This is a genomic window from Ideonella sp. (genome assembly GCF_044358605.1).
Taxonomy (GTDB): Bacteria; Pseudomonadota; Gammaproteobacteria; order Burkholderiales; family Burkholderiaceae_C; genus Ideonella.
The window spans coordinates 18,698-42,524 of the sequence record NZ_JBIKNQ010000024.1 but is presented as its reverse complement, the minus strand read 5'-3'; the positions used below and the strand labels follow the sequence as shown (position 1 = coordinate 42,524).

Below are 23,827 nucleotides of genomic sequence, written 5' to 3'. Positions count from 1 at the left end.
CCATCGCAGCATGTTGCCCAAGCTTCTCACCCAGATTTTCGGCAGTCGCAACGACCGCCTGCTCAAGCAATACCGCCGCGTGGTCGAGAAGATCAACAGCCTGGAGTCCCAGCTCTCCGGTTTGGACGACGCCGCGCTGCAAGCCAAGACCGAAGAATTCAAAGCCCGTTACGCCAAGGGCGAAACCCTGGATGCGCTGCTGCCTGAAGCCTTCGCCGCTGTGCGCGAAGCCGGCAAGCGCACCCTGAAGATGCGCCACTTCGACGTGCAGATGCTGGGCGGCATGACCCTGCACAACGGCAAGATCGCCGAAATGCGCACCGGCGAAGGCAAGACCCTGATGGCCACGCTGCCGGTCTACCTGAACGCGCTGACCGGCAAGGGCGTGCATGTGGTGACGGTCAACGACTACTTGGCCCGCCGAGATGCCGAGTGGATGGCCCGCCTCTACAACTTCATGGGCCTGACCGTGGGTGTCAACGTGCCCGGCCTGAGCCGTGAAGAAAAGCAAGCCGCCTATGCGGCCGATATCACCTACGGCACCAACAACGAATTCGGCTTCGACTACCTGCGCGACAACATGGTCATGGAGCCAGCTGACCGCGTGCAGCGCAGCCAGACCTATGCCATCGTTGACGAGGTGGACTCCATCCTCATTGACGAAGCCCGCACCCCGCTCATCATCTCCGGCCAGGCTGAAGACCACACCGAGATGTACGTGCGCATCAACGCGGTGGTGCCCAAGCTCAAAAAGCAGATCGGCGAAGCAGACCCCCGCACCGGCGAGGGCGTGATCGAGCCCGGCGACTTCACCGTTGACGAGAAGACCCATCAAGTCTTCCTGACCGAAGACGGCCACGAGCACGCCGAGCAAATGCTCTCGGAAGCCGGCCTGCTGGCCGAAGGCGCCAGCCTTTATGACCCGGCCAACATCAGCCTCATGCACCACGTGTATGCCGCGCTGCGGGCCAACCACCTCTACCACCGTGACCAGCACTATGTGGTGCAGCAGGGCGAGGTCATCATCGTTGACGAGTTCACCGGCCGCCTGATGACAGGCCGCCGCTGGTCCGACGGCCTGCACCAGGCCGTTGAAGCCAAAGAAGGCGTGCAGATCCAGAGCGAAAACCAAACGCTCGCCTCCATCACCTTCCAGAACTACTTCCGTATGTACGGCAAGCTGGGCGGCATGACGGGCACGGCCGACACCGAGGCCTACGAGTTCCAAGAAATCTACAGCCTGGAAACCGTGGTCATCCCACCCAACCGGCCCACGGTGCGTAAAGACGAACTCGACCTCGTCTACAAAACCACGCGCGAAAAGTACAACGCCGTCACCGACGACATCCGCGACTCCCATGAGCGGGGTCAACCCGTGCTGGTGGGCACCACCAGCATTGAAAACTCTGAGCTTGTCTCGCGCCTGCTGACCGAAGCCAAGCTGCCACACAACGTGCTCAACGCCAAGCAGCACGCCAAAGAGGCCGAGATCATCGCCCAGGCTGGCCGCCCCGGCGTCATCACCATCGCCACCAATATGGCGGGCCGCGGCACCGACATCGTGCTGGGCGGTAACGTTGAAAAACAGGAACAGTTCATCCTAGCCGATGAAGCCCTGGACGACGCCACCAAGGCCCAAAAGATCGAGCAGCTCAAGAGCGAATGGCAAGGCCTGCATGAGCAGGTCAAGGCCGCTGGTGGCCTGCGCATCATCGCCACTGAGCGCCATGAAAGCCGCCGCATCGACAACCAGCTGCGTGGCCGTGCTGGCCGCCAGGGCGACCCCGGCCAAAGCCGCTTCTACCTGAGCCTGGAAGACCCGCTGATGCGTATCTTCGCGGGCGACCGCGTGCGCGCCATCATGGACCGCCTCAAGATGCCCGAGGGCGAAGCCATTGAGGCCGGCATCGTCAGCCGCAGCATTGAAAGCGCCCAGCGCAAGGTCGAGGCCCGCAACTTCGACGTGCGCAAGCAACTGCTCGAATACGACGATGTGAGCAACGACCAGCGCAAGGTCATCTACCAGCAGCGCAATGAAATCCTCGACGCAGCCTCGCTGAACGAGCAGATCACCAACCTGCGCCGCGCCACCATGACCGACGTGGTGCGCACCTATGTGCCCGCCGAAAGCCTGGAAGAGCAGTGGGACCTGCCCGCCCTGGAAAAAGTGCTGCGCGAAGAATGGACGCTGGAGCTGGAGCTGCAAAAGCTGGTTGAAGCCAGCGAGTCCATCACCGACGACGACATTCTGGAAAAGGTCGTGGCTGCGGCCGACGCCGCCTTCCAGCACAAGCTGGACATCGTCGGCATCGAGCAATTCACCCCCTTCATGCGCATGGTGCTGCTGCAAAGCATAGACAGCCATTGGCGCGAGCACCTGGCCGCGCTGGACTACCTGCGCCAGGGCATCCACCTGCGCGGCTATGCGCAGAAGAACCCCAAGCAAGAATACAAGCGCGAAGCCTTCGACCTCTTCTCGCAATTGCTCGATGTGGTGAAGATGGAAGTCACCCGCATCCTCATGACGGTGCGCATCCAGTCCCAAGAGCAGGTCGAGCAAGCCGCGCAAGACATCGAGCAACGCGCTGAAGCCATCCAGAACGTCACCTACACCCACCCCAACGAAGACGGCAGCGTCAGCCAAGAGGTGGACCCAGCGACCCTGGCTGCCGAGGTGCCCCGTGTGGGCCGCAACGACCCTTGCCCTTGCGGTAGCGGCAAGAAGTACAAGAACTGCCACGGGCGTTTGGCTTGAGTGTGCGGACTGATGGCCGGTGGAATCAATACAGGCCACAGAGACACTGAGACACAGAGGAGGGGGTGTGGCTGTGCCTACGCCTAGCGCATGTCAGCCGCTCTCACGCCTGCCCGCCTGATCGCCGCCCAGCGAGAGCTGCGCACAGCACGGCTCAGGCTGGCTGCCCCGGCCCCAGCGCACGCGGCAGCGCTGATGGCCCTGGTCAACCGCAACCTGCCCACCCTGGGCTACATCGCCTGGGCCCAACAGCCTTGGACCCTAACCCGCGCCCAGCGCTTTTGCGCCCGGGCCTTGAGCTTTGTGGACGCTGGCGAAGACCTGGTTTTCCATGTTTTTGCAGGCCACGGCCCCGACGCGCCGCTGATTGGCCGGATTGACCTGCACAGCTTTGACCTGGAAGTCCCCCGCGCCGAAATCGGCTACGTGGCCGACGCCACCGTGCAAGGCCAAGGCCTGATGCGCGAAGCCGTGCTGGCCGTGCTCGACTTTGCTTTTGTGCTGGGCTTTGCCCGCATCGAGGCCATCTCCGAGCTCAGCAACCACCGCGCCCTGCACTTCGCCCAGAGTTTAGGCATGGTGCGCGAAGGCACGCTGCACCACCGCGAACGCGGGGTACACGGTGAGCTGGTGGACCAGGCTTTGTTTGCGGCGTGGCCTAAGCCTGACGCCGTCGAAACTCCAGACAAGCTTTGAACAGTCTTCAGGCCTGTTCCGCGTCATATCGCACGGAGGCCAGCTCCTGCAGCAGAGCTGGAAGGGCGGATTGCACGGTGTCCCAGACCAAATCGAGATTGATGTCGAAGTAACCGTGGGCAATGCGATTGCGCATGCCGCGCATATTGCGCCACGGTACTTGACCATGAGCTTCGGCAAATGCGCCGTAGTTCTCCATGACCTTCGTGGCGGCTTCGCCGATGATGACAAGACTCATCACCACGGCCTGTTGCGTTCGTTTGTCGTTCAAAAAAGCCTGCTTGGACAAACCGTCTACAAAACCGCAGGCGTCTGCGGCCGCCTGCCGCATGTGATCCAGGTAATCGGGCAGCCGCTGATCGCTCATACAGGCTGCGCCTCGGCAAGCACCTGGGCGCGAAACTTCGGGGGCAGGTCACCGGGCGTCAACACATCGACCTGAAGCCCAAGCAGCGACTCCAACTCTACCTGCAAGCCGCCCAGGTCGAAGAGCGTGGCTCCTGGCAGTGCGTCCACCAGCAGGTCAATGTCACTGCCTTCGTGGTCAGTACCACGCACCACCGAGCCAAAGACGCGCGGGTTGCTGGTGCGAAAGCGGCTGACAGCTTCACGCACCGCATCACGCTTCATTTCAAGCACCAGAGACGGCAGCACGGGTCACATCCTTTCTTTCAGGTTTCGACAGGTTCAGCCCGAACGCAGCAGTCCTCCGGGTGCAAAGCCTGTCGATACGGAGCAATGGTAAGCGCTTGAGCCAGGGCTTGATCAAGTTTGGTGAAAGTCAGGCTGTATCAAGAGGCCTAGCCCCTGGGGAAAGGCCGGATAGAGGGGGGGGGGGGGGCTCACTGGCCTAATGGCGAGGCCTGCAGACCGCAGGCGAACCCCTTTAAACCTCAGGAGAACCACCCATGAACACCAACAGCCCCCTCATCACCCCACCCCAAGAACTCGACCTCAGCCAGCTTCAGCAGGTGGCAGGCGGCGTGCAGTCTGTGGAGGCGCAGCCGCAGTGGGATGCCGCACCGTATTTGTCGGCGCCGCCGTCGTTGGATTGGGCAGCATTTCCCACCGTCTGACCCATTCGCCCCGGGTAACGGGCGGGCATGCCGCGCATGAACTGCGGGTGTGCCCTGCTTCAGTGCATCGAGCCCGGTGAGCCTGAAGGGGCGGCGCTATCCCGGCTGCCGCTGTTTTGTCCGCTGGGCAGCACATAGCGCGTGGCGGGCCCGCGGCCTTGTTGTTCCAGCAGGCCTTTGTCGGCCAGCAGGCCTAAGTGCTTGCTGGCGGTGGCGGGGCTGACCTCGGCGGCCTCGCCATAGCTGCTCTTGCTCAGGCTGCCTTCGGCCAGCAGGCGCTCCAACACCGCTTTGCGCTGGCTGTCCGTCAGCCAGTCGCCCACCTGCTCGCGCCAACGGCTGTTGAGCTGGCTGGCCAAGTTGCCGTCATGCGCCCAGGTTTGCTGCAGGGCTTCCAACTCCGATTCCAAGTCACTGAGGCTGTGCGTTTGCATCAGCCCTCGCGCTGCGTCCCGCTCTTTGGCGGCGATGCGTAAATAAAGCTGAGATAAGGCTACGTGCGTGCGGGCACGTTGGGCGGGCGGTCGGGGCAGGGCCAGCTCAGCGCGCAGGGCTTCGATCTTGGCGAACTCGCCGGGGTGGGCGGAGGTTTCGATGGGGAGGAGGTGGTGCGTGGCGGTTTGGGGGTTGAGGGTGGCTTGTTTCAGGGTTTGGGCTTTGGTTTCATATTGGGTTAAGCCCAAACGGGATGCAAGCTCGCGTGCCCGTTCCGCGTACTCGTCTCCCGATCGTTCATCTTCAATTTCTCCGTGTTGCTTCAGGCGTAGAAAGTGAACCTCTGCGAGATTCATCAGGCCTGAGAGTTGGTGCCTCGGCAGGTCGAACTGCTGGCTAATCCTAAGAACGTTCGTAAGGTGCCAAACAGCAGAGTCCAGATCACCGAGAACCATGTCGGCTGCAGCTATCGCGACGTAGGTGCCGGCCAAACCTTCGGGACGCACGCAGAGGGTCCTGGCCATCCTGAGAATTTGCTTGCAAACCTCACGCCCTTCCGTTGCCCTTCCAAGCTGCATGAGTAATTGACCCAAATTGACCTTTGAATCCAGCACCTCTCGCAGGTCGCCAACTCTTTCATACAGCACAAGTGCCTTCTGCCGAAAGCGGAGGGCCTCACTCAACTCATCGTTGCAGCGAGCTGCTTCAGCCTGTGCCTTGAGCAGTATGCATTGTGTATCCACCGTCAACTGTTCGCATTCATTAGCTGCAGACAGCGCACTTTTCAACAGCGAGAGAGCTTGCGGGTTATTGCAGCGAAGTTGTATGAAGGCTTGTGCAGCCAGTGCAGATACGTAGATGCTTTGTAGGCGGGCTTGCTCAATGTGAGGAACATGGTGTGATGAAACAAGGAGTTGCTGACACGCCGCTTCCAAGTGGGTAAGGGCTTGTTCGGGGTCGCGGGCGTTATAGAAGTAGCCTAAACCGTACAGCGCTTCGGCGAGGTGCAAGGCCCTCATGTCGTCATTCACGAACTCGGCGGTTCGCAATGCGAGCCGAAGGCAGTCACTCTCTGCGTCGGTGTCACCGAGGCAGCGCCACATCACACTTTCACCGAGTGCTAGCTCGACCCTGCTCGTGAGTTCTACTTCTGCTCGCCTGAGTGTCTGACTCAAGGCTTTGTGTTCAGTGCTAGAGGCTAGCTCCAACGCACGCCGCCGCAGCAGCTCGGCCAAATCTACCCATTGTTTGGCACGACAGAGGTGCCAAGCCGCATCCATCGCGTGGCCGTGCTGCGCCAGACTCAGTGAGATTTCGCAGTGCCATCTGCCGGGCATCTCGGGTAGGCGAGCCGCGGCTGCAAACTCGCGCAATGCCCAGCGGCGTTCTGAATCGGCTTGGGCAGCGGCCACGGCATCGGCCATCTGGCGCCGTCCCTTATCCACATACCGGTAGGTCGTGCTGGTACCCACAGCCCAGAGTCCACTGAGTGTTTCAAGGGCGCTTTCGCCCGTGGTGCGCCTGTAATGCCGTGGCATTTCCGGCACAGTCAAGAGGTTTGACGTAGTAGCAACAGCCAGCAAAGGTCGCCAAGCGGTTTGCTCTATCCAGGCCGCGTTCGGAATCTGGCCGAGGCCAAGGGCCATTTGGTGGTCTGGCCTCACCAATCCACAGGCCCAATGTAAGAGTACCTTCACCGCCTCCGGCCAACGCTCGACTTGCGACACCTGGTCCCCCCAAGTGCCCCAAATGGGCCCAAGCCACTGCTGCTCCAGGCGCCGCCTCAACCTCGGCCAGCGCCCGGCAGGCCAAGGTGGCACCCCCCCTTGGCGCAGGCCGTCTAGGGCTTGATCCAAAAGCACAGACCAGGCAGCGCGGGGAAGGCGTTGGCTCAGAGGCATACGGTGAGGTGTTTACATAAAGTTGCACATGGGCCAGTGGAGCAGTCAGACAGATCGTCTGCCCTTCGTCTCATGCGCTTCTCAATGTGCCGCAAAACTGTGAGTTTGTTTGCGAGGCGTGGCGCTCTAGCATACGTCACCCTCACATTTTCACAGGAGCTGTTACTGATGCAAACCTTTAGACCCCTGCCCGTGCCACTGCAAGCACGAAACAGCGTTTTGGCCGTTTACGTGCCCTTTGGCTCGGACGAGACCTTGAGCAACTTTCCGGAGGGCAAGACCCTTGCTCTCGAAGACCATCCCCTGATTGACGCTTGGAGACAGGTGGCCAAGGCGGGCACGCCGGTGATGGCGCTGGTGGACAGGGCGGGGGCCGACAGCTATTTGGTGGACATCCCCGCCGAGCGCCCCGAAGCCATGACCTTGCGCAGCCTGTGGAAGCTGGACATGCGCGATGGCCGCACACTCAGCAATTTTTTGCTGCAGGTGCATGAGGCACACCCTAAAGCCCAACTCGTGTTGGGTTTGGAAGGCCACGGCGCGGGTTATCTACCGGAATTGGATGCCCGGCGGCTGACTTGGCAAGCGGTCTGCCAGGGTAATGCACGGTCTTGGAGTATCGGAGAGCGGGACGCAAGACCCTTGCAAAACGCAGGGACGGAATCACCCGGGGCACCTGTTCTTTGGGACTTCGTACCCTACCTTCCCGGCGGCAACCCCCTCACCCCCATCAACCACCAGCCCATGCCCACCCACACGCTGGGTCAGGCGCTGAAGTCAGCCCAGCAGCAGGGGGTGCCCAAGCTGGCGGCCATTTACTTCGACAACTGCTTCAACATGTCGGCCGAGCTGCTGCACACGGTGGCGCCGTATGCCCATGCGGCCGGGGGCTTTTGCAATTACAACTTCTTCACGGCGGGCCAAGCTTATGCGCTGGCCTTCCAGAAGCTGGCGGACGAGGGCCGAGCCACGCCGCTGGAGCTGGCCCAGTGGATGACGGATGCCAACCATGCCATCTTGGCCGCCAAGGGCGGGCACCCCACGGTGGGCGGGGCGCTGGCGCTGGAGCGCATGACGGGCATCAAAGAGGGGCTGCATGTGCTCTCGGGCAAGCTCTTGGACGCCATGGCCAGCAGCCCCAACCGGGCAGACACGGTGGCCAGCATCCAAAAAGCCATTTATGAGGCCCAGCAGTACGACACCCTGTTCCCCATGGAGTTGGAAGCGCCAGACCAGTTGACCGACCTGTACAGCCTGGCGGCGCAGTTGGCCGGGCCCATCATGGCGGGCTACCCCAGCGTGCAAGATGCAGCGGCCACGCTGGCCAGCATGCTCAAGGACATCAAGCGCTATGGCGACAAGGGCATGCCCTGGATGGCCGATGAGCCGCACGAGGGCCAATATGTGTGGGACTTCACCGAAGAAACCCTGGCCATGAACATCTTTTTGCCCGACCCGCTGCGCGAGGGCCAATGGGACTGGCGCTCTAACTACTACATCGACACCGATCCGCAGCCCTTTCCCCTGCTGGACGCCAATGGCGACCCACAAAAGGATGCCAACGGCCAGCCCATCCTGCTGCCACCAGCGCAGACGGGGGTGATCGACTTCCTCAAGGGCAATAACTGGATCGAGTTCTTGAAGGAGTACCACCGCGAGACCAAGTTCAAGAGCTTCTTCATTGGCAAGATCCCGCAGCTGCCGGTGCACAACGCCGAATACCGCGCGCCCGTGGTGAAGGGCGAAGAGCCCCCCACCTGCCGCATGCCCCGCCGCCCCTGGCCGCTGACGCGAGTGGCCAAGGAGATGCTGGCCACGGTGCGCGAGCAGGCCAACAAGTTGATGAAGTAAGCACGCCACACCACGACGCTGTCACACGCTGTTCACGAAAGTGCTTTAGCTTTCGGTTCAGCCCTTCGAAAACCCCTCAGGGCATGCCCTCAGGGGTTTTCTTTTTGGGCGGTTGGTGGCGGGCTCGGTTTGCGGCCGTACAGACGCGGCCCAAGGTGGCAGAACAAACTGCTGGCCGAGCCGCTGAGGGGTTTTTGGTGACCAGGCCTCCTATGAATTGAGGAGGTCGAAGGGGGGGCTGTCGTGCTAGCGTCACACCCGAATGGGGGAGGTTCTTGTGGGGCAGGGGGAATCGTCTGATGATCGAATCTCTACAGCTTGATTCAGGCACTTCTTCACGCGTTTTGTTGCGAGGGGATCAGCGGTTCAATGCATTCCGTGACGAGTTCACTGGCTTTCGCAGCTTGGCTCTTCACACCAAGGAGCACCACGCGGCAAGCGCGGTGCCTGATCAAACTGGAGAGGATGTAACACCATGGCCACTTTGCCCGAACAACTCCGCGCCGAACAAGCGCGTTGCATTCGTCTGATGCAAGACTTTGACGACATTGGTTCCGCCGGCGCTTTTGCCCGTGCACTGATCTCAGAGGCCGTACGTGCCGCTGACGACGCCTTGCACCTGGGTAACCCCGAGGCGATGAACCAGTCTCTGGAGAGCCTGCGTCGGTTTCAGCCGGTGCTGCCCGACCAGCCCCGTTTTGGCGTTGCATCGCGCCGTTACGCCGGCTACCGCCCCCCGGCTGCGCCGGTGTGGCAAGTGGCCCCACCGGCCTGGCAGGTGGCGCCGATGAGGGAGCAGTTTTTTACCTGGACGCAACGCGTCGCCTGACCCGACCCCGAAGGTCTATTGCAGTGGAGGACAAGAAAATGAAAGTTACGATCGATACGCAAGACCCCAGCACTTGGCCTCGCGGCCACCATGAGATGGCCGTCTGGCACCCCGGCGAAACCGACGACGCCGACGGCGCGTTCGAGCGCCTGGAGGCCGGCAGCATGGGCCTGGTGCGGCGCGTGCTGTTGTTGGGTGTGGGCGTGCTGGTGCTGGGCAGCGCCTGGCCTTGGCTAGGGGCCTGATGTTCTGTTGGGCCGCTTGATGTTCCGTTCGGGCTGAGCTTGTCGAAGCCCTTCGACAGGCTCAGGGCGAATGTGATCGAGCGGTGCCCAGGGTGAACTGTTCGAGCGCTTGCGGCGGATGTGTGCAGGCCCAGCGCTTTAGGCACTGAGTGCTTCGTACAATCGCGGCTCCTTTCTTGCCGCGACCTGCTGCTTTTCACCACCATGCCCGTCAACTACACCCCCCCCGCCCCTGAACAACTCTTGCCCGTGCCGGGCGTGCGCCTGGGCGTGGCCGAGGCGGGGGTCCGCAAGGCCAACCGCAAAGACTTGGTGGTGATGGCGCTGGACGAAGGCACGGCGGTGGCCGGGGTCTTCACCCGCAACCGCTTTTGCGCAGCGCCCGTGCAGATCTGCCGTGAGCACCTGGCCGCTGGCCCCACGGCCATCCGCGCCATCGTCATCAACACCGGCAATGCCAATGCTGGCACCGGGGCCGACGGCCTGGCCCGTGCCCGCAGCACCTGCGAGGCCCTGGCCGCCCACATGGGCCTGGCGGCGGCGCAGGTGCTGCCGTTCTCCACTGGCGTGATCATGGAGACGCTGCCGGTGGAGCGCATTGCGGCAGGCCTGCCCGCCGCGCTGGCAGACCTGGCCCCCGCCCACTGGGCCCGCGCGGCCGAAGGCATCATGACCACCGACACCTGCCCCAAGGCGGCCTCGCGCCAGGTGCAGGTTGGCGGCAAGACGGTCACCATCACCGGCATCTCCAAGGGCGCGGGCATGATCCGCCCGAACATGGCCACCATGCTGGGCTTTGTGGCCACCGACGCCGTGCTGGCGCCTGAGCTCTTGCAGCCCCTGGTGACGAACGCCGCCAATGCCTCGTTCAACCGCATCACCATTGACGGCGACACATCGACGAACGACTCTTTCATCTTGATGGCCACGGGGCAGGCCGGGCACGAGCGCATCATGTCCTTGGCCAGTGCTGAAGGCCAGGCCCTGCAAGCGGCGGTGTCGGCTGTGGCGGCCGAGCTGGCCCAGGCCATCGTGCGAGACGGCGAAGGGGCCACCAAGTTCATCAGCGTGAAGATCGAAGGCGGCAAGAGCGAGGCCGAGTGCCTGCAAGCCGCCTATGCCGTGGCCCATTCACCCTTGGTGAAAACAGCCTTCTTTGCCAGCGACCCCAACCTGGGTCGCATCTTGGCAGCGGTGGGCTATGCCGGCATTGACGACCTGGACCAGGGCTTGATTGACCTGTACTTAGACGACGTGCATATCGTCACACGCGGCGGCCGCCGCCCCGAGTATCGCGAGGAAGACGGCGCGCGGGTGATGAAGCAGGCCGAGATTACCGTGCGGGTCAACCTGAACCGTGGTTCAGCCCAGGCCACGGTGTGGACCTGCGATTTCTCGTACGACTACGTGCGCATCAACGCGGACTACCGCTCTTGATGCGCTATCGCCCCCACGCGGGTGGGAGCGTTTGAAACAAAGCCGCCCCTTCAGTGGGGCGGTTCGCGTTTCAGCGTGAACCGGTGCCTTCGGCAGTGCGCAGTTCCAGGTCGCCCCGGAACTCAACCTTGCCGCGCAGCTTGGCGCGGGGGTGGATGTCCAGCAGTGCGTCGTAGAGCGCGTCGCCCAGCAGGGTGGCGGTGCCGGTGATCTCCAGGGTCTTGCGCGCCATCAGCGTTCCGCGCACCTGGCCTTCGAGCAGGATGTGGTCGGCTTCGATGGTGGTGCCGTCGATCAGGCCGGTCGGGCCGATGTGCACGGTGCCGCCATTGGCAAAGCTGATGTTGCCCTTGAGCACGCCGTCGATCTTGAGGCCCAGGTCCTCGCGCGAGCTGAAGTTGCCTTCAAACACGGCGCCTTCGGCGATCAGGCTGGAAATATTGTTCAGCTGCTCGGCCGGCACCAGGCGGGCGGGGGGCCGATGATTGTCATGGTTACTCACGGGAGTCTCTCCTGTTATCGACGCTGATATCCGCCGGTTCGGGCGGTTTTGATTTTGCCCGAGTTGGGCGTGGTCTCGGTGTTTCGACACGGTCATCCAAACGCAAGATCAGTGGGGGGCCGGGCGGGAAGTCCAAGGGCGAGGCTGTTGGAGCGCTGGCCGCAGGGGTGGGGGCGGGTGCTGCCACGACCGCAGGGGCTTGCGGGGCCTCAGCGGTGGTGGGGGCTGGCGGAGCTGGCTTGGGCGCAGGTTCTTCCACCGGCGCTTTGCCCAGCACACTGGCTGCGGCGGCACGCACGGAGGCGCTGTCGGGCTTGCGCAGCTCAGGCTTTTCTTGGCTGGGCCAGAAGAACCACAGCAAGACCACGCCCAGCGCAATCCAGACCGGCCAGGCCCTTTCCCAGGCACGGCCCAAGCCCCAGACCGTCCAGCGCCAAGCCAGCCGACGCATGGCCACGCGTTTGCCTCGCTTGGTGGAGCGAGCCAGTGCCGCGCGGCGCAGTTCATCAGCCGCCAGGGGTTGGATCGGAGGGCGTTCAGCCCGCGCTGCCATCCGCGTCCGCGCGCACTCGTTCAAGCTGCGCGTTCAGATCAGCGCCATTGACCTGCAGGTGCGTATAGCGAATGCGCCCCGTCACGCTGGCCGTGCCGTGCAAGGAGACCTTGCCACCGGGCGCGTCCAACAGGCCGTTGGTGCGGCCCAGCACCGAAATGTTGCGGGCCGAGATGTCGCCTTCGACCACACCGGTTTCGGTGACGGTGACATGGCCGTTGGCCGGGGCGGGCAGGCTGAGCTGGCCCGTCACTTCACCGGCCACCGTCAAGGAGCCCACCACCACGGCGGAGCCGGAGAAGGCCATGCCGCGCGCCAGGGTCGAGTGACGCAGCGCACCGCCCTGCGAGGCCAAGCCTTGCAGCGAGGGCGCCAGCACAGGCACCCGGCCGACTTCAGGCATGGTGTGGCCCAGCGCCACCTTGGGTGGGCCGTCTTGCAGCTCGCCAGGTTGGGTGCGCTGGTGGTCGTCGGTGAGGCCACCGGTGGCGGTGTCTTCAGAGTCTTGGGGTAAATCGTTCACGTGGGGGTGCCCTGTCAAGGCCGGTTGAGCACCGGCAGGGATTGATTGGAACGCAAGGTGCGGAAGGGCCCTTGCAGGGTCGCACCATCATACATACGCAGTCGGTGCGCCATGATGGTGCCGGTGGAGACACCGGTGCTGGAGACATACACCGTGCCGTGGCACTCTAAGGTGGTGTGCGGATCGATCTCGTCCGTCACCCCGCCCAGATGGCCCAGCAGGTAAACATCGCCAAATACTTTGTACTTGCCGATGAGCTGGCCGGTGGGCCAGACCACCAGGCGGCCAGCTACTTCACCCCGGCCGCTCAATGAGCCCTGCAGCAGCAGGCCGCCTTTGAAATGCAATTGCTCGCCTGAGACCGAGGAGCCAGCGGCCACGCGGTTGACGATATTGAGCTTCACTGGGTCAATGACCAGTGTGTCCTGCGATGCATCCAAAGTATGTGTCCCGGGTCAGCCAGTGAGTTGTGGGGTTCAGAGAGGCCACCAGCGGCTGGCCACCACCAGCACCGCAGACCAGGCCAGCAGCCCGCCCGCCACCAGTGCACGGCGCCAGTTGCGCAAGCCGGGCAGCGACACCGGCTTGCCGGCGATGGCGCGGGCGGGGTCTTTGGCCAACAAGCTTTGGGCGGCAACGCCCACCAGCATGGGCTTGTCTTTGAGCATGTCCAGCAACACGCCGCGCTTGGGTTGGCGCCGCACGGTGGCCGAACGGCCCAACTGCACCACGGCGGTGGGGCCCACCACATGCTCGGTGAAGTAGATGTCCATGGGGTCGGTGGGTTCCATGCCACGGATTATCACGGAGACACGCGCCCTCTCGCCATTGGTGCTTGCCTGCCGTGAGGCCCCGCTGTTAGGATGCCACGCACTTCTCAATTTCTGAGGCCCACCATGAACACCCCCCTCCACTTCACCGCACTGCACCCAGCGTTTGCGCTGGGCGTGGCGTGTGCGCGTGGTGCGATGGCGGGCACTGGTGCGGTACCCCGCATTCGCTCCCGGCGATCCGGATCCTGACTCTGTATTGAAGCTTCTGAGTCCAGGCCCCCGGTCACCACGGCGGCAAGTAGGACCAGAGGCCCCCTTCTTCCGCAGCGCTCACCCCGTGGCCCATCTTGCATAGGCGCCGCATCGGAGCCTATGCCCATCTCAAGCCCACAAGGCTTGTGTTCGAGTTGAGGGAGAACCTTGTGTTGAATGTCTTGAATGGGGCGGTTGGCGCACTGGGTGCCAAAGCCCGGGCCGCAGTGACCCTGTCGCCCACAGACCTGCTGCGCGACGCGGTCTACCGCCGCCTTTGGATTTCTATCCTCATCAGCTCCTTTGGCGGCCAAGTCAGCATGCTGGCCCTGCCGCTGACGGCGGCCGTGCTGCTCCAGGCCACGCCCACCCAGATGGGTTGGTTGCTGGCCGCTGAGTTGCTGCCCTTTGTGCTGTTTTCCCTGCCAGCGGGGGTGTGGCTGGACCGCGTGCTCAAGCTGCCGGTCTACATCATCGGCGAAGCCCTTTTGGGCGTGGCCTTGGCCACCGTGCCCCTGGCTTGGTGGATGGGCTGGCTCAATATGGGCTGGCTCTACACCGTGGGCTTTGCCATTGGCGCGGTGCACACCACCGCAGGCTCGGCCGCGCAGATCGTGTTGACCCAGGTGGTGCCGCGTGAGCGCTTGGTCGAGGCCCATGCCAAGAACGCACTGGCCAGCTCAGGTGCCGAGGTGGCCGGCCCCGGCGTGGCGGGGGCCCTGATCCGCCTGCTGGGCGCGCCTGTGGCCTTGCTGGTGGATGCAGTGATGCTGGCCATCTCGGCCTGGATCTTGCGCGGGGTGAAGGTCAACGAGCAGCGCCAGGTGGTGCCCAAAGGCGAAGGCTGGCGGCGCTTTCGGGCTGACCTGATGGATGGCTTGCGCTTTGTGCGCCAGCAGCCCTTGCTGATCGCCATGGCCACCTGCGTGGGCGTGTGGCAGATGTGCCATCAGGCGGCTTTGGTGGTGCAGATCTTGTTCGCCACGCGTACGCTCAATATGAGCGAGCAGGCCATCGGCTTGTCCTACATCGCTTTGGGCGTGGGCACGGTGTCGGCCAGTGTGCTGGGCCACCGCATCAGCGCCCGCATCGGGCCTGGGCCTTGCCTCATCCTCGGCTGGTTCATCACCGCCTTGGGTTGGCTGCTGTTGTCTGTGGCGCCGGTGGGTACCCTGGGGGTGTGGATGTTCGGCCTGATGCTCTCGCTCTTCGGCGTGGGCGCGGTGCTCATCTTCATCAACTTCATCTCGCTGCGCCAAGCTGTGACGCCCGAGCCTATGCTGGGCCGCATGACCAGCACCGTGCGCTGGCTCATCCTGCTGCCCGCCGGCCCCGGCGCCCTGATCGGCGGCTGGCTCGGCGAGCACGTGGACCTGCGCGCCTCACTGGTCTTCTCCGGCAGCGTCTGCTTGATGATGTGCGTGGTGGCTTGGAATTGGCCCGTGATCCGCAACGTCAAAGTGCTGCCCAAGCCTCAAGGCGCAGTGCCAGGCACGCAGGTGGTGGATGAGGCGACGACGTGAATTAGAAGCCTCGGCATGGGCAGGCATGGTATCGGTGCAAAGCGTTAAATCTGTACAAATCTGCAAATTGATTGCAAAATTGTACAAATCATGACCCTTGCACGCCAAGCGCAATCCACCCTGCTGAGGTTGAGCCAAGCCTTTCGTGTGGTCGCCATTACGGGGCCACGTCAGTCGGGCAAAACAACCTTGGCGCAACTGTGCTTTCCCGAGAAGCCCTACCTCAGTTTGGAAGACCTGGACGTACGGCACCGCGCCCAGGCCGACCCGCGCGGCTTCTTGGCACAGTTTCCCCAAGGGGCAGTGCTCGACGAGGTGCAACGCCTGCCCGACCTTCTCTCGTATCTGCAAGGGGTAGTGGATCAACGCCAGCGCATGGGCGACTTTGTCTTGACCGGCTCTGAGCAGTTTGGGCTGCGTGCAGGCATCAGCCAAAGCCTGGCGGGTAGGGTCGCTCATATCGAACTCTTGCCCCTGAGCCTGAAAGAATTGGCTCAGACTCGGCAGTTCCAAGACTTGGCGTCAAAGCCATCGGGGCCGAACCAAGCCCTGATGCATTGGATGTGGCAAGGGTCATACCCGGCGCTATATGCGGGCCAGGCCGGTGCAAGCGGAGAGTCCATGGTCGCTCCTTATGACTGGTACGCGCAGTATCTAGCCACCTATGTTCAGCGCGACGTGCGCCAGATCACCGGGGTGCAAGACTTGGCGGCTTTCGAGCGCTTTGTCTTGCTGTGTGCAGGCCGCTGCGGGCAGTTGTTGAACATGAGTTCGCTGGCCAGTGACGCAGGTGTGTCGGCGAACACGGCCAAGCACTGGATCAGCGTCTTGCAGGCCAGCTACATCATTCGCCTGCTGGAGCCCTGGCATGAGAATTTTGGCAAGCGCTTGGTCAAGATGCCCAAGCTGTACTTTCTGGACACAGGCCTGCTCTGCCACTTGCTGCTCATCGAAAGCCCTGCCGCCTTGGCCCAACATGCCCTTCGCGGCGCCGTGTTCGAGTCTTGGGTCTTGGCCGAAACCTTGAAGCACCGCCTCAATCAAGGGCTTAGACCTGACATTTATTTTTGGCGAGACAACCATGGCACCGAGGTGGATCTTCTCTACCCGCATGGCGACCTGCTGTACCCCGTAGAGATCAAATCTGGCCAAACCTTTAGCCCAGACTGGCTGTCGGGCATCGACAAGTTCCGGCGCTACGCCGGCACCAAGGCGGGCTCAGGAGTGGTGGTGTATGGCGGCGAGGAATCCTTTTCGTTCAAGGAACAGGCCATCTACTCATGGCAGGTCTTGGGACAGGGGTAACAGGCCCTAGATCGCCTTGGTGATCCAACGGTTGATCTTGTCCTCCAGCACGGGCAGCGGGAGCGCGCCGGTGCCGAGAATCTGGTCATGGAAGGCACGGATGTCGAACTTGCTGCCCATCGTGGTTTCTGCTTTCTTGCGTAACCGTTGGACGGTCAAGGCTCCGACTTTGTAGGCCAGCGCTTGGCTGGGCACAGCGATGTAGCGCTCGACCTCGGCGGTGACGTCGGTGCGGCCCATGTCGCTGTTGGCCATCATGTAGTCGATCGCCTTGTCGCGGCTCCAGCCCTTGGCATGAATCCCCGTGTCAACGACTAGGCGCATGGCGCGCAGCATTTCGTCGGACAAGGTGCCGATGCGGGCATAGGGGTCTTTGTAAAGGCCCATGTCGTAGCCCAGCGTTTCCGCGTACAGCGCCCAGCCCTCGATATAGGCGGTGTTGCCGCCAAAGCGCATGAAGGCGGGCAGGGCTTCGTTCTCTTGGGCCAGGCTGATCTGGAAGTGATGGCCCGGCGCACCTTCGTGGAGGTAGAGCGTGATCATGCCCGGCGTGGTGCGGCTGGGCAGATCGTAGGCGTTGAAATAGAACACACCGGGCCGCTTGCCATCAGGCGTGCCTGAGTTGTAGCTGCCGCCCGCTTCAAACTTTTCTCGAAACTCTTCGTAGGGGCGGATCTCAAGCGCGGCCTTGGGCAGCGTCGAAAAATAGCTGCCGATCTCCGCATCCACCTTTTTGCCGATGTCAACATACCCTTGGGTCAGCGCTTCGCGGCTACTGGGTTTGAACTTGGGGTCGGTGCGCAGATGTTCAAAAAAATCGGCCAAGCTGCCCTTGAAGGCGACTTCCGCCTGGACCTTGGTCATTTCAGCGCGGATGCGTGCAACTTCTCTGAGCCCGAGTTCGTGAATGTCGCCCGCTGACATCTTCAAAGTGGTCGACCCTTCGATCAACAGCTCATAGAGCCTCTCGCCGCCCTTCATGTGCAGCAGCCCCAATCCTTCGCGGGCGTCCGCCAGATAGCTGGTTTTCAGATGGTCGCGCAACCTGGTCAGCGCGGGCATCACCTCTTGGGTGAGTGATTGCCTCAGTGCGGTGGTGACGCGGTTCTTTTCTGCATCCGTGAAGCTGGCCGGGATGGCGCGAGCCGGGCCCCAATACGGCGACTCTTCAAGCGGCATGGCGAGTTGCAAATCCAACTGGGCAATGACGTTGTTGATCGTCAGCTTGGTTTCCACTACCCCAGATGCTTGCCCCTGTTTGAAGCGCGCGATGGCCTGGTCAATGATCGTGGCGAAATTGGCATGACGCTTGATATTGTTGTCATAGTCCAGCGTGGTTTTGAAAGGAGCGGCCCCTTTTCCGCTGGCGAAGCTGGGATAGAAAGTGTGGATGCCGAAAAAATGGTTGATCGGCCGCACGGCTGTGAGCGCCAAGATCTCCGGGCTGAGGCGCTCCAGTGCCTTCCGCTGGTTCCAGGCGTAAACATCGTAGGCAATCTGGTCCGTGGCATTGAGCTTGGCCCGGTTGATGGTGCCCAGGTCAGCCAGGTTCTTTTCGGCAGCAGCCCGTTCGGCCTTGTAGTAAGCGTCCGACCCGAAATCGCCCAGCCGGTCGGCATAGCGCATATCGCCGCGAAACAGCGCACTGATGGGGTTGCGCTTCAGTGAGGCTTCATCATCGGCTGCGAATATCGCAAACATTCGATCGCGCTCGACTTGTGCAGGCACGGGCGCGCTGGCACCCGACTGTGCAAGGGCCGGCACAGCCAGCGCGGACGTGGCGAGCAGGGTGGCAACCAACAGCGAGCGAATGATCATGGAGTACCTTGATGGCGGCCAAGCCGGGTAACGTGATGGTGGCTGTCTTGCGACCTGCGGCGAACTTGGCGCCCGGACCCTGTCCGGTTTTGCGCAGCCAAGATCAACACCCGGCCGAAAACCTATCCACCGCATCCGTGATGATCCCGTCAATGCCCAGCCGCAGCAGGCGCTGGACCTCGGCTTCATCGTTGACGGTGTAGACCAGGGCACGCATCCCAGCGGCATGGAGTTGGGCGATCAGGGCCGCGTCCATCAGCTCGTAGTTGGTGATGACGGCAGCACAATCCAAGGCTTGCGCTGCGGGCCACCATCCGTCCCAAAGCGTGTCCACCAGCAGGGCTCGGGGCAGGTGGGGCGCGGTGGCTTGGGAGGCCTTCAGGGCTTCGGGCTGAAAGGAGCTGAGCACCGGGGTTTGGGCGGGCGTGGCGCCGGCCCAGAGCTGAGCCACCGCTTGGGCCACAAGACGGCCGGTGTGGGCCTCGTCGCCCGGCGTCGGTTTGATCTCCAAATCCAGGCCAAAGCCATTGCGGCGCAGGTAGGCGGCAATGGCCTGCAGCGAGGGTAGGGGCTCGCCCGCGTAGGCACGGCTGTGCCAACCGCCAGCATCGACTTGCGACAGATCGTGCCAAGGGTGTTGCTTGGCCAAGCCGCGCTGGGGCGTGGTGCGGTCTAGCGTGGCGTCGTGCAGCAAGAAGGGCACGTCGTCGGCCGAGAGTTTGACGTCACACTCAAAGGCCCGATAGCCGTGGCGCGCGCCTTCGCGGAAGGCGGCCAGTGTGTTCTCGGGGGCCAGCTTGCCCGCGCCCCGGTGGGCGATCCACAGCGGCAAGGGCCAATCGGCGGGGGCGACTTTGAAGCTCATGGGGCGCTGTTGCTCACGACACGTTGCTGGGTGTTGGCGTCAAACCAATGCAGGTGATGCGGGGCTGCGTCCAGGTGCACCGTGTCGCCTGCCTTGGGGGCTGGGTCGGTGCTGTCAATGCGCACGGTAAAGGTGCTGCTGTTGGAGCCTCCGCCCATGGTGCCATGCACCAAGCGCTCCGCGCCCAGCATCTCCACCAAATGCACCTGCAGAGGCCAGCCGGTGGCGGTGGGGCTGATGTGGGCGTGTTCCGGCCGCAGGCCCAGGATCATGTCGCCGCTGCGCGGGGCTGCGGCGGGCAAGGGCAGGTGGGTGCCGCCCACTTGAAAGGCTCCGTGCAGAGCGCTGCCGCGCAGCAGGTTCATGGGCGGCGAGCCGATGAAGCTGGCCACAAAGGTGGTGGCGGGCCGGGCGTAGACCTCTTCAGGCGTGCCGATCTGCTCCATGCGGCCGCCGTTCATCACGATCATGCGCTGGGCCAGGGTCATGGCTTCGACCTGGTCGTGGGTGACGAACAGGCTGGTCACGCCCAGCTCGGCGTGCAGCTTTTGAATCTCCAGCCGGGTCTGGGCGCGCAGTTTGGCGTCCAGGTTGGAGAGCGGCTCGTCAAACAAAAACACCTGAGGCTGGCGCACGATGGCGCGGCCCATGGCCACGCGCTGGCGCTGGCCTCCCGAGAGCTGGCGGGGCTTGCGGTCGAGCAGGGCGCCCAGCTCCAAAATCTTGGCGGCCTTTTGCACGCGTTGCTCAATCTCAGCTTTAGGCTTGCCCGCGATCTTCAGGCCGTAGGCCATGTTGTCGTACACGCTCATGTGCGGGTAGAGCGCGTAGTTCTGAAACACCATGGCGATGTCGCGCTCGGCGGGCTCTAAGTTGTTCACCACACGGGGGCCAATCGCCACCTCGCCGCCAGTGATCTCTTCCAAGCCCGCAACCATGCGCAGCAGGGTGCTTTTACCGCAGCCTGAGGGGCCGACGATGACGATGAACTCGCCGTCGGCAATCTCGGCATTCACGCCATGGATGACTTTGTTGGCGCCAGCGCCACGGCCATAGGTCTTCTCAACCGCACGAAGGGAAATGCTTGCCATCTTATTTCTCGGTATCCACCAGGCCCTTGACGAACCACTTTTGCATCAGGATCACCACCGCCGCCGGTGGCAGCATGGCCAACATGGCCGTGGCCATCACCACATTCCATTCGGTGTAGGACTCGCCGGCAATCAGCCGCTTGATGCCCATGACCACCGGGTACATGTTTTCATTGGTGGTCACCAGCAGCGGCCAGAGGTATTGGTTCCAGCCATAGATGAACTGGATCACAAACAGCGCGGCAATGCTGGTGGTGGACAGCGGCAGCAGCACATCTTTGAAGAAGCGCAGCGGCCCAGCGCCGTCGATGCGCGCAGCCTCCACCAGCTCATCGGGCACGGTCAAGAAGAACTGCCGGAACAAGAAGGTGGCGGTGGCAGACGCGATCAGCGGCACCGTCAGCCCGGCATAGCTGTTGAGCATGCCCAACTGCGACACCACCTCGTAGGTGGGGCCAATGCGCACCTCCACGGGCAGCATCAGCGTCACAAAAATCATCCAGAACACCAGGCCGCGCAGCGGAAAGCGGAAGTAGACGATGGCAAAGGCCGACAGCAGCGAGATGATGATCTTGCCCACGGCAATCACCAGCGCGCTGATGAGGCTGGTCAGCATCATGGGGGCGGCAGCCGGCATCTCGCTGCCAAACTCATTTTTGCCGCCAAACAGCGCGCGCTGGTAGGTCTCCAGCCCGTGGCCGCCCGGGATCAGCGAGAGCGGGCGGCTCTGCGCAATGACCTCGGCGGTTTGGGTGGAGGCCACAAAGGTCAGGTAAATGGGAAAGGCCACGATGAGCACACCCAGGATGAGCACGGTGTGCGCCAGCAGGGTGGCAATGGGGCGACGTTCAATCATGATGGGCGCCCTTTTTCAGTACTGAACCTTGCGCTCGACAAAGCGGAATTGCACCACCGTCAACGCCACCACGATGACCATCAACACCACCGACTGCGCGGCCGAGCCGCCCATGTCCAGGGCCTTGAAGCCGTCGTAATAAACCTTGTAGACCAAGATCGCTGTGTCTTTGCCCGGGCCGCCTTGGGTGGCCGCATCGACGATGGCAAAGGTGTCGAAGAAGGCATAGACGATGTTGATGACCAGCAAGAAAAACGCCGTGGGCGACAGCAGCGGGAACTGCACCGTCCAAAAGCGCTTCCAGGGCCCGGCGCCGTCAATGGCGGCCGCTTCGATCAGCGACTTGGGAATGGCCTGCAGCCCGGCCAAAAAGAACAAAAAGTTGTAGGAGATTTGCTTCCACACGGCGGCCAGCACGATCAGCGTCATGGCCTGGCCACTGTTGAGCAGGTGGTTCCAGTCCACGCCGAACAAGCCCAGCGCATGGCTGACCACGCCCATGCCCGGCGCGAACATGAACATCCACAACACACCGGCCACCACCGGGGCCACCGCATAGGGCCAGACCAGCAGGGTTTTGTAGAGGCTGGCACCTTTGACCACGCGGTCGGCCATCACGGCCAGCAGCAAGGAAATGGTCAGGCCGCTGACGGCCACCAAGAGCGAGAACACCGCCGTGGTCTTGAACGAGGCCAGGTAGCTGGCGTCGGCCCAGAGGCGCTTGAAGTTCTCCAGCCCCACAAACTCGGTGCTGGTGCCAAAGGCGTCTTGCTGTAGCAGGCTCTGCCACAGCGCCTGGCCTGCGGGCCAGAAGAAGAAGGCCAGCACGATGGCCATCTGCGGGGCGATCAGCACCCAGGGCAGCCAGTGCGAGCGGAACAGGACTCGTTTTTCCATACGCTTCAAAGTGAACGGGGCGCCTTTGGTGTTGGCGCCCCGTGGGTCACGGCCTCAGAGGCTGGTCAGCCCCTTGAGCAATCTTACATTTTCTCAGTCTTCTCAAAACGCTCAAGCTGCTCGTTACCCCGGGTGATGGCCGAGTCCAGCGCCTCTTTGGCGCCCTTTTTGCCAGCCCACACGCCTTCCAACTCCTCGTCGATGACGGTGCGGATCTGCACAAAATTGCCCAGGCGCACGCCGCGAGATTTATCGGTGGTCTTGCGGATCATCTGGTTGACCGACACATCGGTGCCCGGGTTCTCTTTGTAGAAGCCGGACTTGTCGGTCACCTCAAACGAGGCCTTGGTCACAGGCAGATAGCCCGTGCGCTGGTGGCTCTTGGCGGCAATGTCGGTTTGCGAGAGGTGAGCGAAGAATGCAGCGACACCCTTGTACTCAGGGGCTTTTTTGCCGTTCATCACCCACAGGCTGGCCCCACCGATGACGGTGTTTTGCGGAGCCCCAGGGACATCAGGGTAGAAGGGCAGGGTGCCAATGCCGGCGGCAAACTTGGCATTGCGCTTCACATTGCCGTAGAGCGCCGAGGAGCCGGTCATCATGGCGCACTCGCCCGACACAAACGTGCCGTCGGCCGCATTGCCCCGGCCCTTGTAGACGAACAGGCCTTGCTTGGCCATATTGCCCAGGTTCTCGATGTGGCGCACATGCAGCGGGGTGTTGAAGGCCAAGCGGGCATCCAGGCCACCAAAGCCGTTGTTCTTGGTGGCAAACAGGGTGTTGTGCCAGGCCGAGAAGCTCTCCAGCTGGGTCCAACTGATCCAGGAGGTGGTGAAGGGGCACTTGTGGCCGCTGGCCTTGAGCTTGGCGGCAGCCAAGGCCACTTCAGGCCAGGTGGTGGGCGGCTTGTTCGGGTCTAGGCCCGCGGCCTTGAAGGCGTCTTTGTTGTAGTGGAAGACGGGGGTGGAGCTGTTGAAGGGGAAGCTCAACATCTGCCCGTTGGGGGCGGTGTAGTAGCCGGCGACGGCGGGCACATAAGCGGCGGGGTCAAACTTTTGCCCGGCCTCTTTCATCACCTCAGCCACCGGCTTGATGGCGCCCTTGGAGGCCATCATGGTGGCGGTGCCTACTTCAAACACTTGCAAGATGTGCGGTGCATTGCCTGCGCGGTAGGCGGCAATCGCGGCCGTCATGGACTCGTCGTAGCTGCCCTTGAAGGTCGGAACGATCTTGTACTCTTTCTGGCTGGCGTTGAATTCTTTGGCCAGGTCGTTCACCCATTCGCCCAGGGCGCCGCCCATCGAGTGCCACCACTGCACCTCCACCTGGGCAAACGCAGGTTGAGCCAAGCTGGTTGCGGCCACGGCGGCCAGGGCGAGAAGACGTTTTTGCATGGAATCTCCGTTAAAAGTAGCACCGCCAAAGACGGGTGATCTCGGCAGTGTCGCCAATGTTTGTGACAGAACGGTGTTGTCGCATGAGTGGAGGGGGTGGCCGCCCAGGGATTTCCCGGCCATGGCGCGGCGCGGGCGCTGGGTGCCCTTGCCCACAGGGTGGTTTGCTGCACTGCGGTAGGATTCACCCTTGCCGCTTCCTCCCTGCACCTTAGCCCGTGCTCTCTGACAGGATGGCTCCCTCCAAGGC

Annotated in this window: 24 protein-coding genes; 10 read left to right on the top strand and 14 right to left on the bottom strand. The window is 62.7% G+C overall.

The window, feature by feature from the left end; translation table 11 throughout:
- Window positions 1–10: 10 nt before the first annotated feature.
- Together secA and ACIQ3Q_RS10415 are read left to right on the top strand one after the other, a co-directional pair.
- Window positions 11–2,755 carry a preprotein translocase subunit SecA gene (secA, locus tag ACIQ3Q_RS10420; RefSeq protein ID WP_396269009.1) on the top strand — a complete coding sequence of 915 codons (2,745 nt, stop codon included), beginning with the start codon at window positions 11–13 and terminating at the stop codon, window positions 2,753–2,755.
- A 90-nt stretch (window positions 2,756–2,845) separates the two neighbouring features.
- Window positions 2,846–3,451: a GNAT family N-acetyltransferase gene (locus ACIQ3Q_RS10415; protein WP_396269008.1), complete on the top strand. Its 606-nt coding sequence runs from the start codon at window positions 2,846–2,848 to the stop codon at window positions 3,449–3,451.
- A gap of 7 nt (window positions 3,452–3,458) precedes the next feature.
- On the opposite strand, the gene ACIQ3Q_RS10410 is transcribed toward ACIQ3Q_RS10415, so the two are convergent.
- Complete coding sequence (locus ACIQ3Q_RS10410; RefSeq protein WP_396269007.1) at window positions 3,459–3,818, bottom strand: DUF86 domain-containing protein; 360 nt, start codon at window positions 3,816–3,818, stop codon at window positions 3,459–3,461.
- Window positions 3,815–4,105, bottom strand: coding sequence for a nucleotidyltransferase family protein (locus ACIQ3Q_RS10405; RefSeq protein WP_396269006.1), 291 nt, complete (start codon window positions 4,103–4,105; stop codon window positions 3,815–3,817). The genes ACIQ3Q_RS10410 and ACIQ3Q_RS10405 overlap by 4 nt, the downstream gene beginning before the upstream one ends.
- A 254-nt stretch (window positions 4,106–4,359) precedes the next feature.
- On the opposite strand from ACIQ3Q_RS10405, the gene ACIQ3Q_RS10400 reads away from it, so the two are divergent.
- The gene (locus ACIQ3Q_RS10400) at window positions 4,360–4,527 is read left to right on the top strand and encodes a hypothetical protein (RefSeq protein WP_396269005.1); all 168 of its coding nucleotides are present in this window, start codon (window positions 4,360–4,362) and stop codon (window positions 4,525–4,527) included.
- Window positions 4,528–4,586: 59 nt separating this feature from the next.
- Here ACIQ3Q_RS10400 and ACIQ3Q_RS10395 read toward each other — a convergent pair whose 3' ends face one another.
- Window positions 4,587–6,197 carry a hypothetical protein gene (locus ACIQ3Q_RS10395; RefSeq protein WP_396269004.1) on the bottom strand — a complete coding sequence of 537 codons (1,611 nt, stop codon included), beginning with the start codon at window positions 6,195–6,197 and terminating at the stop codon, window positions 4,587–4,589.
- Between the two features lie 834 nt (window positions 6,198–7,031).
- On the opposite strand from ACIQ3Q_RS10395, the gene ACIQ3Q_RS10390 reads away from it, so the two are divergent.
- The 4 genes from ACIQ3Q_RS10390 (at window position 7,032) to argJ (ending at window position 11,225) form a co-directional block, all read left to right on the top strand.
- A complete protein-coding gene (locus tag ACIQ3Q_RS10390; protein WP_396269003.1) occupies window positions 7,032–8,714 on the top strand; it encodes a hypothetical protein in 1,683 nt (560 codons plus the stop codon).
- A 475-nt stretch (window positions 8,715–9,189) separates the two neighbouring features.
- Window positions 9,190–9,543: a hypothetical protein gene (locus ACIQ3Q_RS10385; RefSeq protein ID WP_396269002.1), complete on the top strand. Its 354-nt coding sequence runs from the start codon at window positions 9,190–9,192 to the stop codon at window positions 9,541–9,543.
- A gap of 38 nt (window positions 9,544–9,581) precedes the next feature.
- The gene (locus ACIQ3Q_RS10380; RefSeq protein ID WP_396269001.1) at window positions 9,582–9,788 is read left to right on the top strand and encodes a hypothetical protein; all 207 of its coding nucleotides are present in this window, start codon (window positions 9,582–9,584) and stop codon (window positions 9,786–9,788) included.
- A 204-nt stretch (window positions 9,789–9,992) separates the two neighbouring features.
- Window positions 9,993–11,225, top strand: a complete 1,233-nt coding sequence (argJ, locus tag ACIQ3Q_RS10375) for a bifunctional glutamate N-acetyltransferase/amino-acid acetyltransferase ArgJ (RefSeq protein ID WP_396269000.1) — start codon at window positions 9,993–9,995, stop codon at window positions 11,223–11,225.
- Window positions 11,226–11,295: 70 nt separating this feature from the next.
- On the opposite strand, the gene ACIQ3Q_RS10370 is transcribed toward argJ, so the two are convergent.
- The 5 genes from ACIQ3Q_RS10370 to ACIQ3Q_RS10350 are packed head-to-tail and all read right to left on the bottom strand — an operon-like array spanning window position 11,296 to window position 13,594.
- Complete coding sequence (locus tag ACIQ3Q_RS10370; protein ID WP_396268999.1) at window positions 11,296–11,727, bottom strand: polymer-forming cytoskeletal protein; 432 nt, start codon at window positions 11,725–11,727, stop codon at window positions 11,296–11,298.
- Window positions 11,720–12,280 carry a hypothetical protein gene (locus ACIQ3Q_RS10365; protein ID WP_396268998.1) on the bottom strand — a complete coding sequence of 187 codons (561 nt, stop codon included), beginning with the start codon at window positions 12,278–12,280 and terminating at the stop codon, window positions 11,720–11,722. Before ACIQ3Q_RS10365 ends, ACIQ3Q_RS10370 begins: the two co-directional genes overlap by 8 nt.
- Window positions 12,264–12,803, bottom strand: a complete 540-nt coding sequence (locus tag ACIQ3Q_RS10360) for a polymer-forming cytoskeletal protein (protein ID WP_396268997.1) — start codon at window positions 12,801–12,803, stop codon at window positions 12,264–12,266. The genes ACIQ3Q_RS10365 and ACIQ3Q_RS10360 overlap by 17 nt, the downstream gene beginning before the upstream one ends.
- A 14-nt stretch (window positions 12,804–12,817) precedes the next feature.
- Entirely contained in the window at window positions 12,818–13,243 is a 426-nt protein-coding gene (locus ACIQ3Q_RS10355) for a polymer-forming cytoskeletal protein (RefSeq protein WP_210809550.1), read from the bottom strand.
- 36 nt (window positions 13,244–13,279) lie between these two features.
- On the bottom strand, window positions 13,280–13,594 hold the full coding sequence (locus tag ACIQ3Q_RS10350; RefSeq protein WP_396268996.1) for a hypothetical protein: 315 nt from the start codon (window positions 13,592–13,594) through the stop codon (window positions 13,280–13,282).
- A 105-nt stretch (window positions 13,595–13,699) separates the two neighbouring features.
- Between ACIQ3Q_RS10350 and ACIQ3Q_RS10345 the strand changes: the two genes are divergently transcribed.
- The 3 genes from ACIQ3Q_RS10345 to ACIQ3Q_RS10335 all read left to right on the top strand — a co-directional run bounded on the left by ACIQ3Q_RS10345 (window position 13,700) and on the right by ACIQ3Q_RS10335 (window position 16,656).
- The gene (locus ACIQ3Q_RS10345) at window positions 13,700–13,825 is read left to right on the top strand and encodes a hypothetical protein (protein WP_396268995.1); all 126 of its coding nucleotides are present in this window, start codon (window positions 13,700–13,702) and stop codon (window positions 13,823–13,825) included.
- A 173-nt stretch (window positions 13,826–13,998) separates the two neighbouring features.
- Entirely contained in the window at window positions 13,999–15,351 is a 1,353-nt protein-coding gene (locus ACIQ3Q_RS10340) for an MFS transporter (RefSeq protein WP_396268994.1), read from the top strand.
- Window positions 15,352–15,441: 90 nt separating this feature from the next.
- On the top strand, window positions 15,442–16,656 hold the full coding sequence (locus tag ACIQ3Q_RS10335; RefSeq protein WP_396268993.1) for an ATP-binding protein: 1,215 nt from the start codon (window positions 15,442–15,444) through the stop codon (window positions 16,654–16,656).
- A gap of 6 nt (window positions 16,657–16,662) precedes the next feature.
- Here ACIQ3Q_RS10335 and ACIQ3Q_RS10330 read toward each other — a convergent pair whose 3' ends face one another.
- The 6 genes from ACIQ3Q_RS10330 to ugpB form a co-directional block, all read right to left on the bottom strand.
- Window positions 16,663–18,696, bottom strand: coding sequence for a DUF885 domain-containing protein (locus tag ACIQ3Q_RS10330; protein ID WP_396269031.1), 2,034 nt, complete (start codon window positions 18,694–18,696; stop codon window positions 16,663–16,665).
- Entirely contained in the window at window positions 18,578–19,339 is a 762-nt protein-coding gene (ugpQ, locus tag ACIQ3Q_RS10325) for a glycerophosphodiester phosphodiesterase (protein ID WP_396268992.1), read from the bottom strand. Before ugpQ ends, ACIQ3Q_RS10330 begins: the two co-directional genes overlap by 119 nt.
- Window positions 19,336–20,430 (bottom strand): sn-glycerol-3-phosphate import ATP-binding protein UgpC, encoded by a 1,095-nt coding sequence (locus tag ACIQ3Q_RS10320; protein WP_396268991.1) that lies wholly within the window; start codon window positions 20,428–20,430, stop codon window positions 19,336–19,338. The genes ugpQ and ACIQ3Q_RS10320 overlap by 4 nt, the downstream gene beginning before the upstream one ends.
- Window position 20,431: 1 nt before the next feature.
- Window positions 20,432–21,286 carry a sn-glycerol-3-phosphate ABC transporter permease UgpE gene (ugpE, locus tag ACIQ3Q_RS10315; protein ID WP_396268990.1) on the bottom strand — a complete coding sequence of 285 codons (855 nt, stop codon included), beginning with the start codon at window positions 21,284–21,286 and terminating at the stop codon, window positions 20,432–20,434.
- Between the two features lie 15 nt (window positions 21,287–21,301).
- Window positions 21,302–22,183, bottom strand: a complete 882-nt coding sequence (gene ugpA, locus ACIQ3Q_RS10310) for a sn-glycerol-3-phosphate ABC transporter permease UgpA (protein ID WP_396268989.1) — start codon at window positions 22,181–22,183, stop codon at window positions 21,302–21,304.
- A gap of 83 nt (window positions 22,184–22,266) precedes the next feature.
- Complete coding sequence (ugpB, locus tag ACIQ3Q_RS10305; protein ID WP_396268988.1) at window positions 22,267–23,577, bottom strand: sn-glycerol-3-phosphate ABC transporter substrate-binding protein UgpB; 1,311 nt, start codon at window positions 23,575–23,577, stop codon at window positions 22,267–22,269.
- Between the last annotated feature and the right edge of the window lie 250 nt (window positions 23,578–23,827).

Excerpts from the sequence above, each read along its gene's own strand:
- secA (WP_396269009.1), top strand. The coding sequence starts at position 11 with ATGTTGCCCAAGCTTCTCACCCAGATTTTCGGCAGTCGCAACGACCGC.
- ACIQ3Q_RS10415 (WP_396269008.1), top strand. The coding sequence starts at position 2,846 with ATGTCAGCCGCTCTCACGCCTGCCCGCCTGATCGCCGCCCAGCGAGAG.
- ACIQ3Q_RS10410 (WP_396269007.1), bottom strand. The coding sequence starts at position 3,818 with ATGAGCGATCAGCGGCTGCCCGATTACCTGGATCACATGCGGCAGGCG.
- ACIQ3Q_RS10400 (WP_396269005.1), top strand. The coding sequence starts at position 4,360 with ATGAACACCAACAGCCCCCTCATCACCCCACCCCAAGAACTCGACCTC.
- ACIQ3Q_RS10390 (WP_396269003.1), top strand. The coding sequence starts at position 7,032 with ATGCAAACCTTTAGACCCCTGCCCGTGCCACTGCAAGCACGAAACAGC.
- ACIQ3Q_RS10385 (WP_396269002.1), top strand. The coding sequence starts at position 9,190 with ATGGCCACTTTGCCCGAACAACTCCGCGCCGAACAAGCGCGTTGCATT.
- ACIQ3Q_RS10380 (WP_396269001.1), top strand. The coding sequence starts at position 9,582 with ATGAAAGTTACGATCGATACGCAAGACCCCAGCACTTGGCCTCGCGGC.
- argJ (WP_396269000.1), top strand. The coding sequence starts at position 9,993 with ATGCCCGTCAACTACACCCCCCCCGCCCCTGAACAACTCTTGCCCGTG.
- ACIQ3Q_RS10365 (WP_396268998.1), bottom strand. The coding sequence starts at position 12,280 with ATGGCAGCGCGGGCTGAACGCCCTCCGATCCAACCCCTGGCGGCTGAT.
- ACIQ3Q_RS10350 (WP_396268996.1), bottom strand. The coding sequence starts at position 13,594 with ATGGAACCCACCGACCCCATGGACATCTACTTCACCGAGCATGTGGTG.
- ACIQ3Q_RS10345 (WP_396268995.1), top strand. The coding sequence starts at position 13,700 with ATGAACACCCCCCTCCACTTCACCGCACTGCACCCAGCGTTTGCGCTG.
- ACIQ3Q_RS10335 (WP_396268993.1), top strand. The coding sequence starts at position 15,442 with ATGACCCTTGCACGCCAAGCGCAATCCACCCTGCTGAGGTTGAGCCAA.
- ugpQ (WP_396268992.1), bottom strand. The coding sequence starts at position 19,339 with ATGAGCTTCAAAGTCGCCCCCGCCGATTGGCCCTTGCCGCTGTGGATC.
- ACIQ3Q_RS10320 (WP_396268991.1), bottom strand. The coding sequence starts at position 20,430 with ATGGCAAGCATTTCCCTTCGTGCGGTTGAGAAGACCTATGGCCGTGGC.
- ugpE (WP_396268990.1), bottom strand. The coding sequence starts at position 21,286 with ATGATTGAACGTCGCCCCATTGCCACCCTGCTGGCGCACACCGTGCTC.
- ugpA (WP_396268989.1), bottom strand. The coding sequence starts at position 22,183 with ATGGAAAAACGAGTCCTGTTCCGCTCGCACTGGCTGCCCTGGGTGCTG.
- ugpB (WP_396268988.1), bottom strand. The coding sequence starts at position 23,577 with ATGCAAAAACGTCTTCTCGCCCTGGCCGCCGTGGCCGCAACCAGCTTG.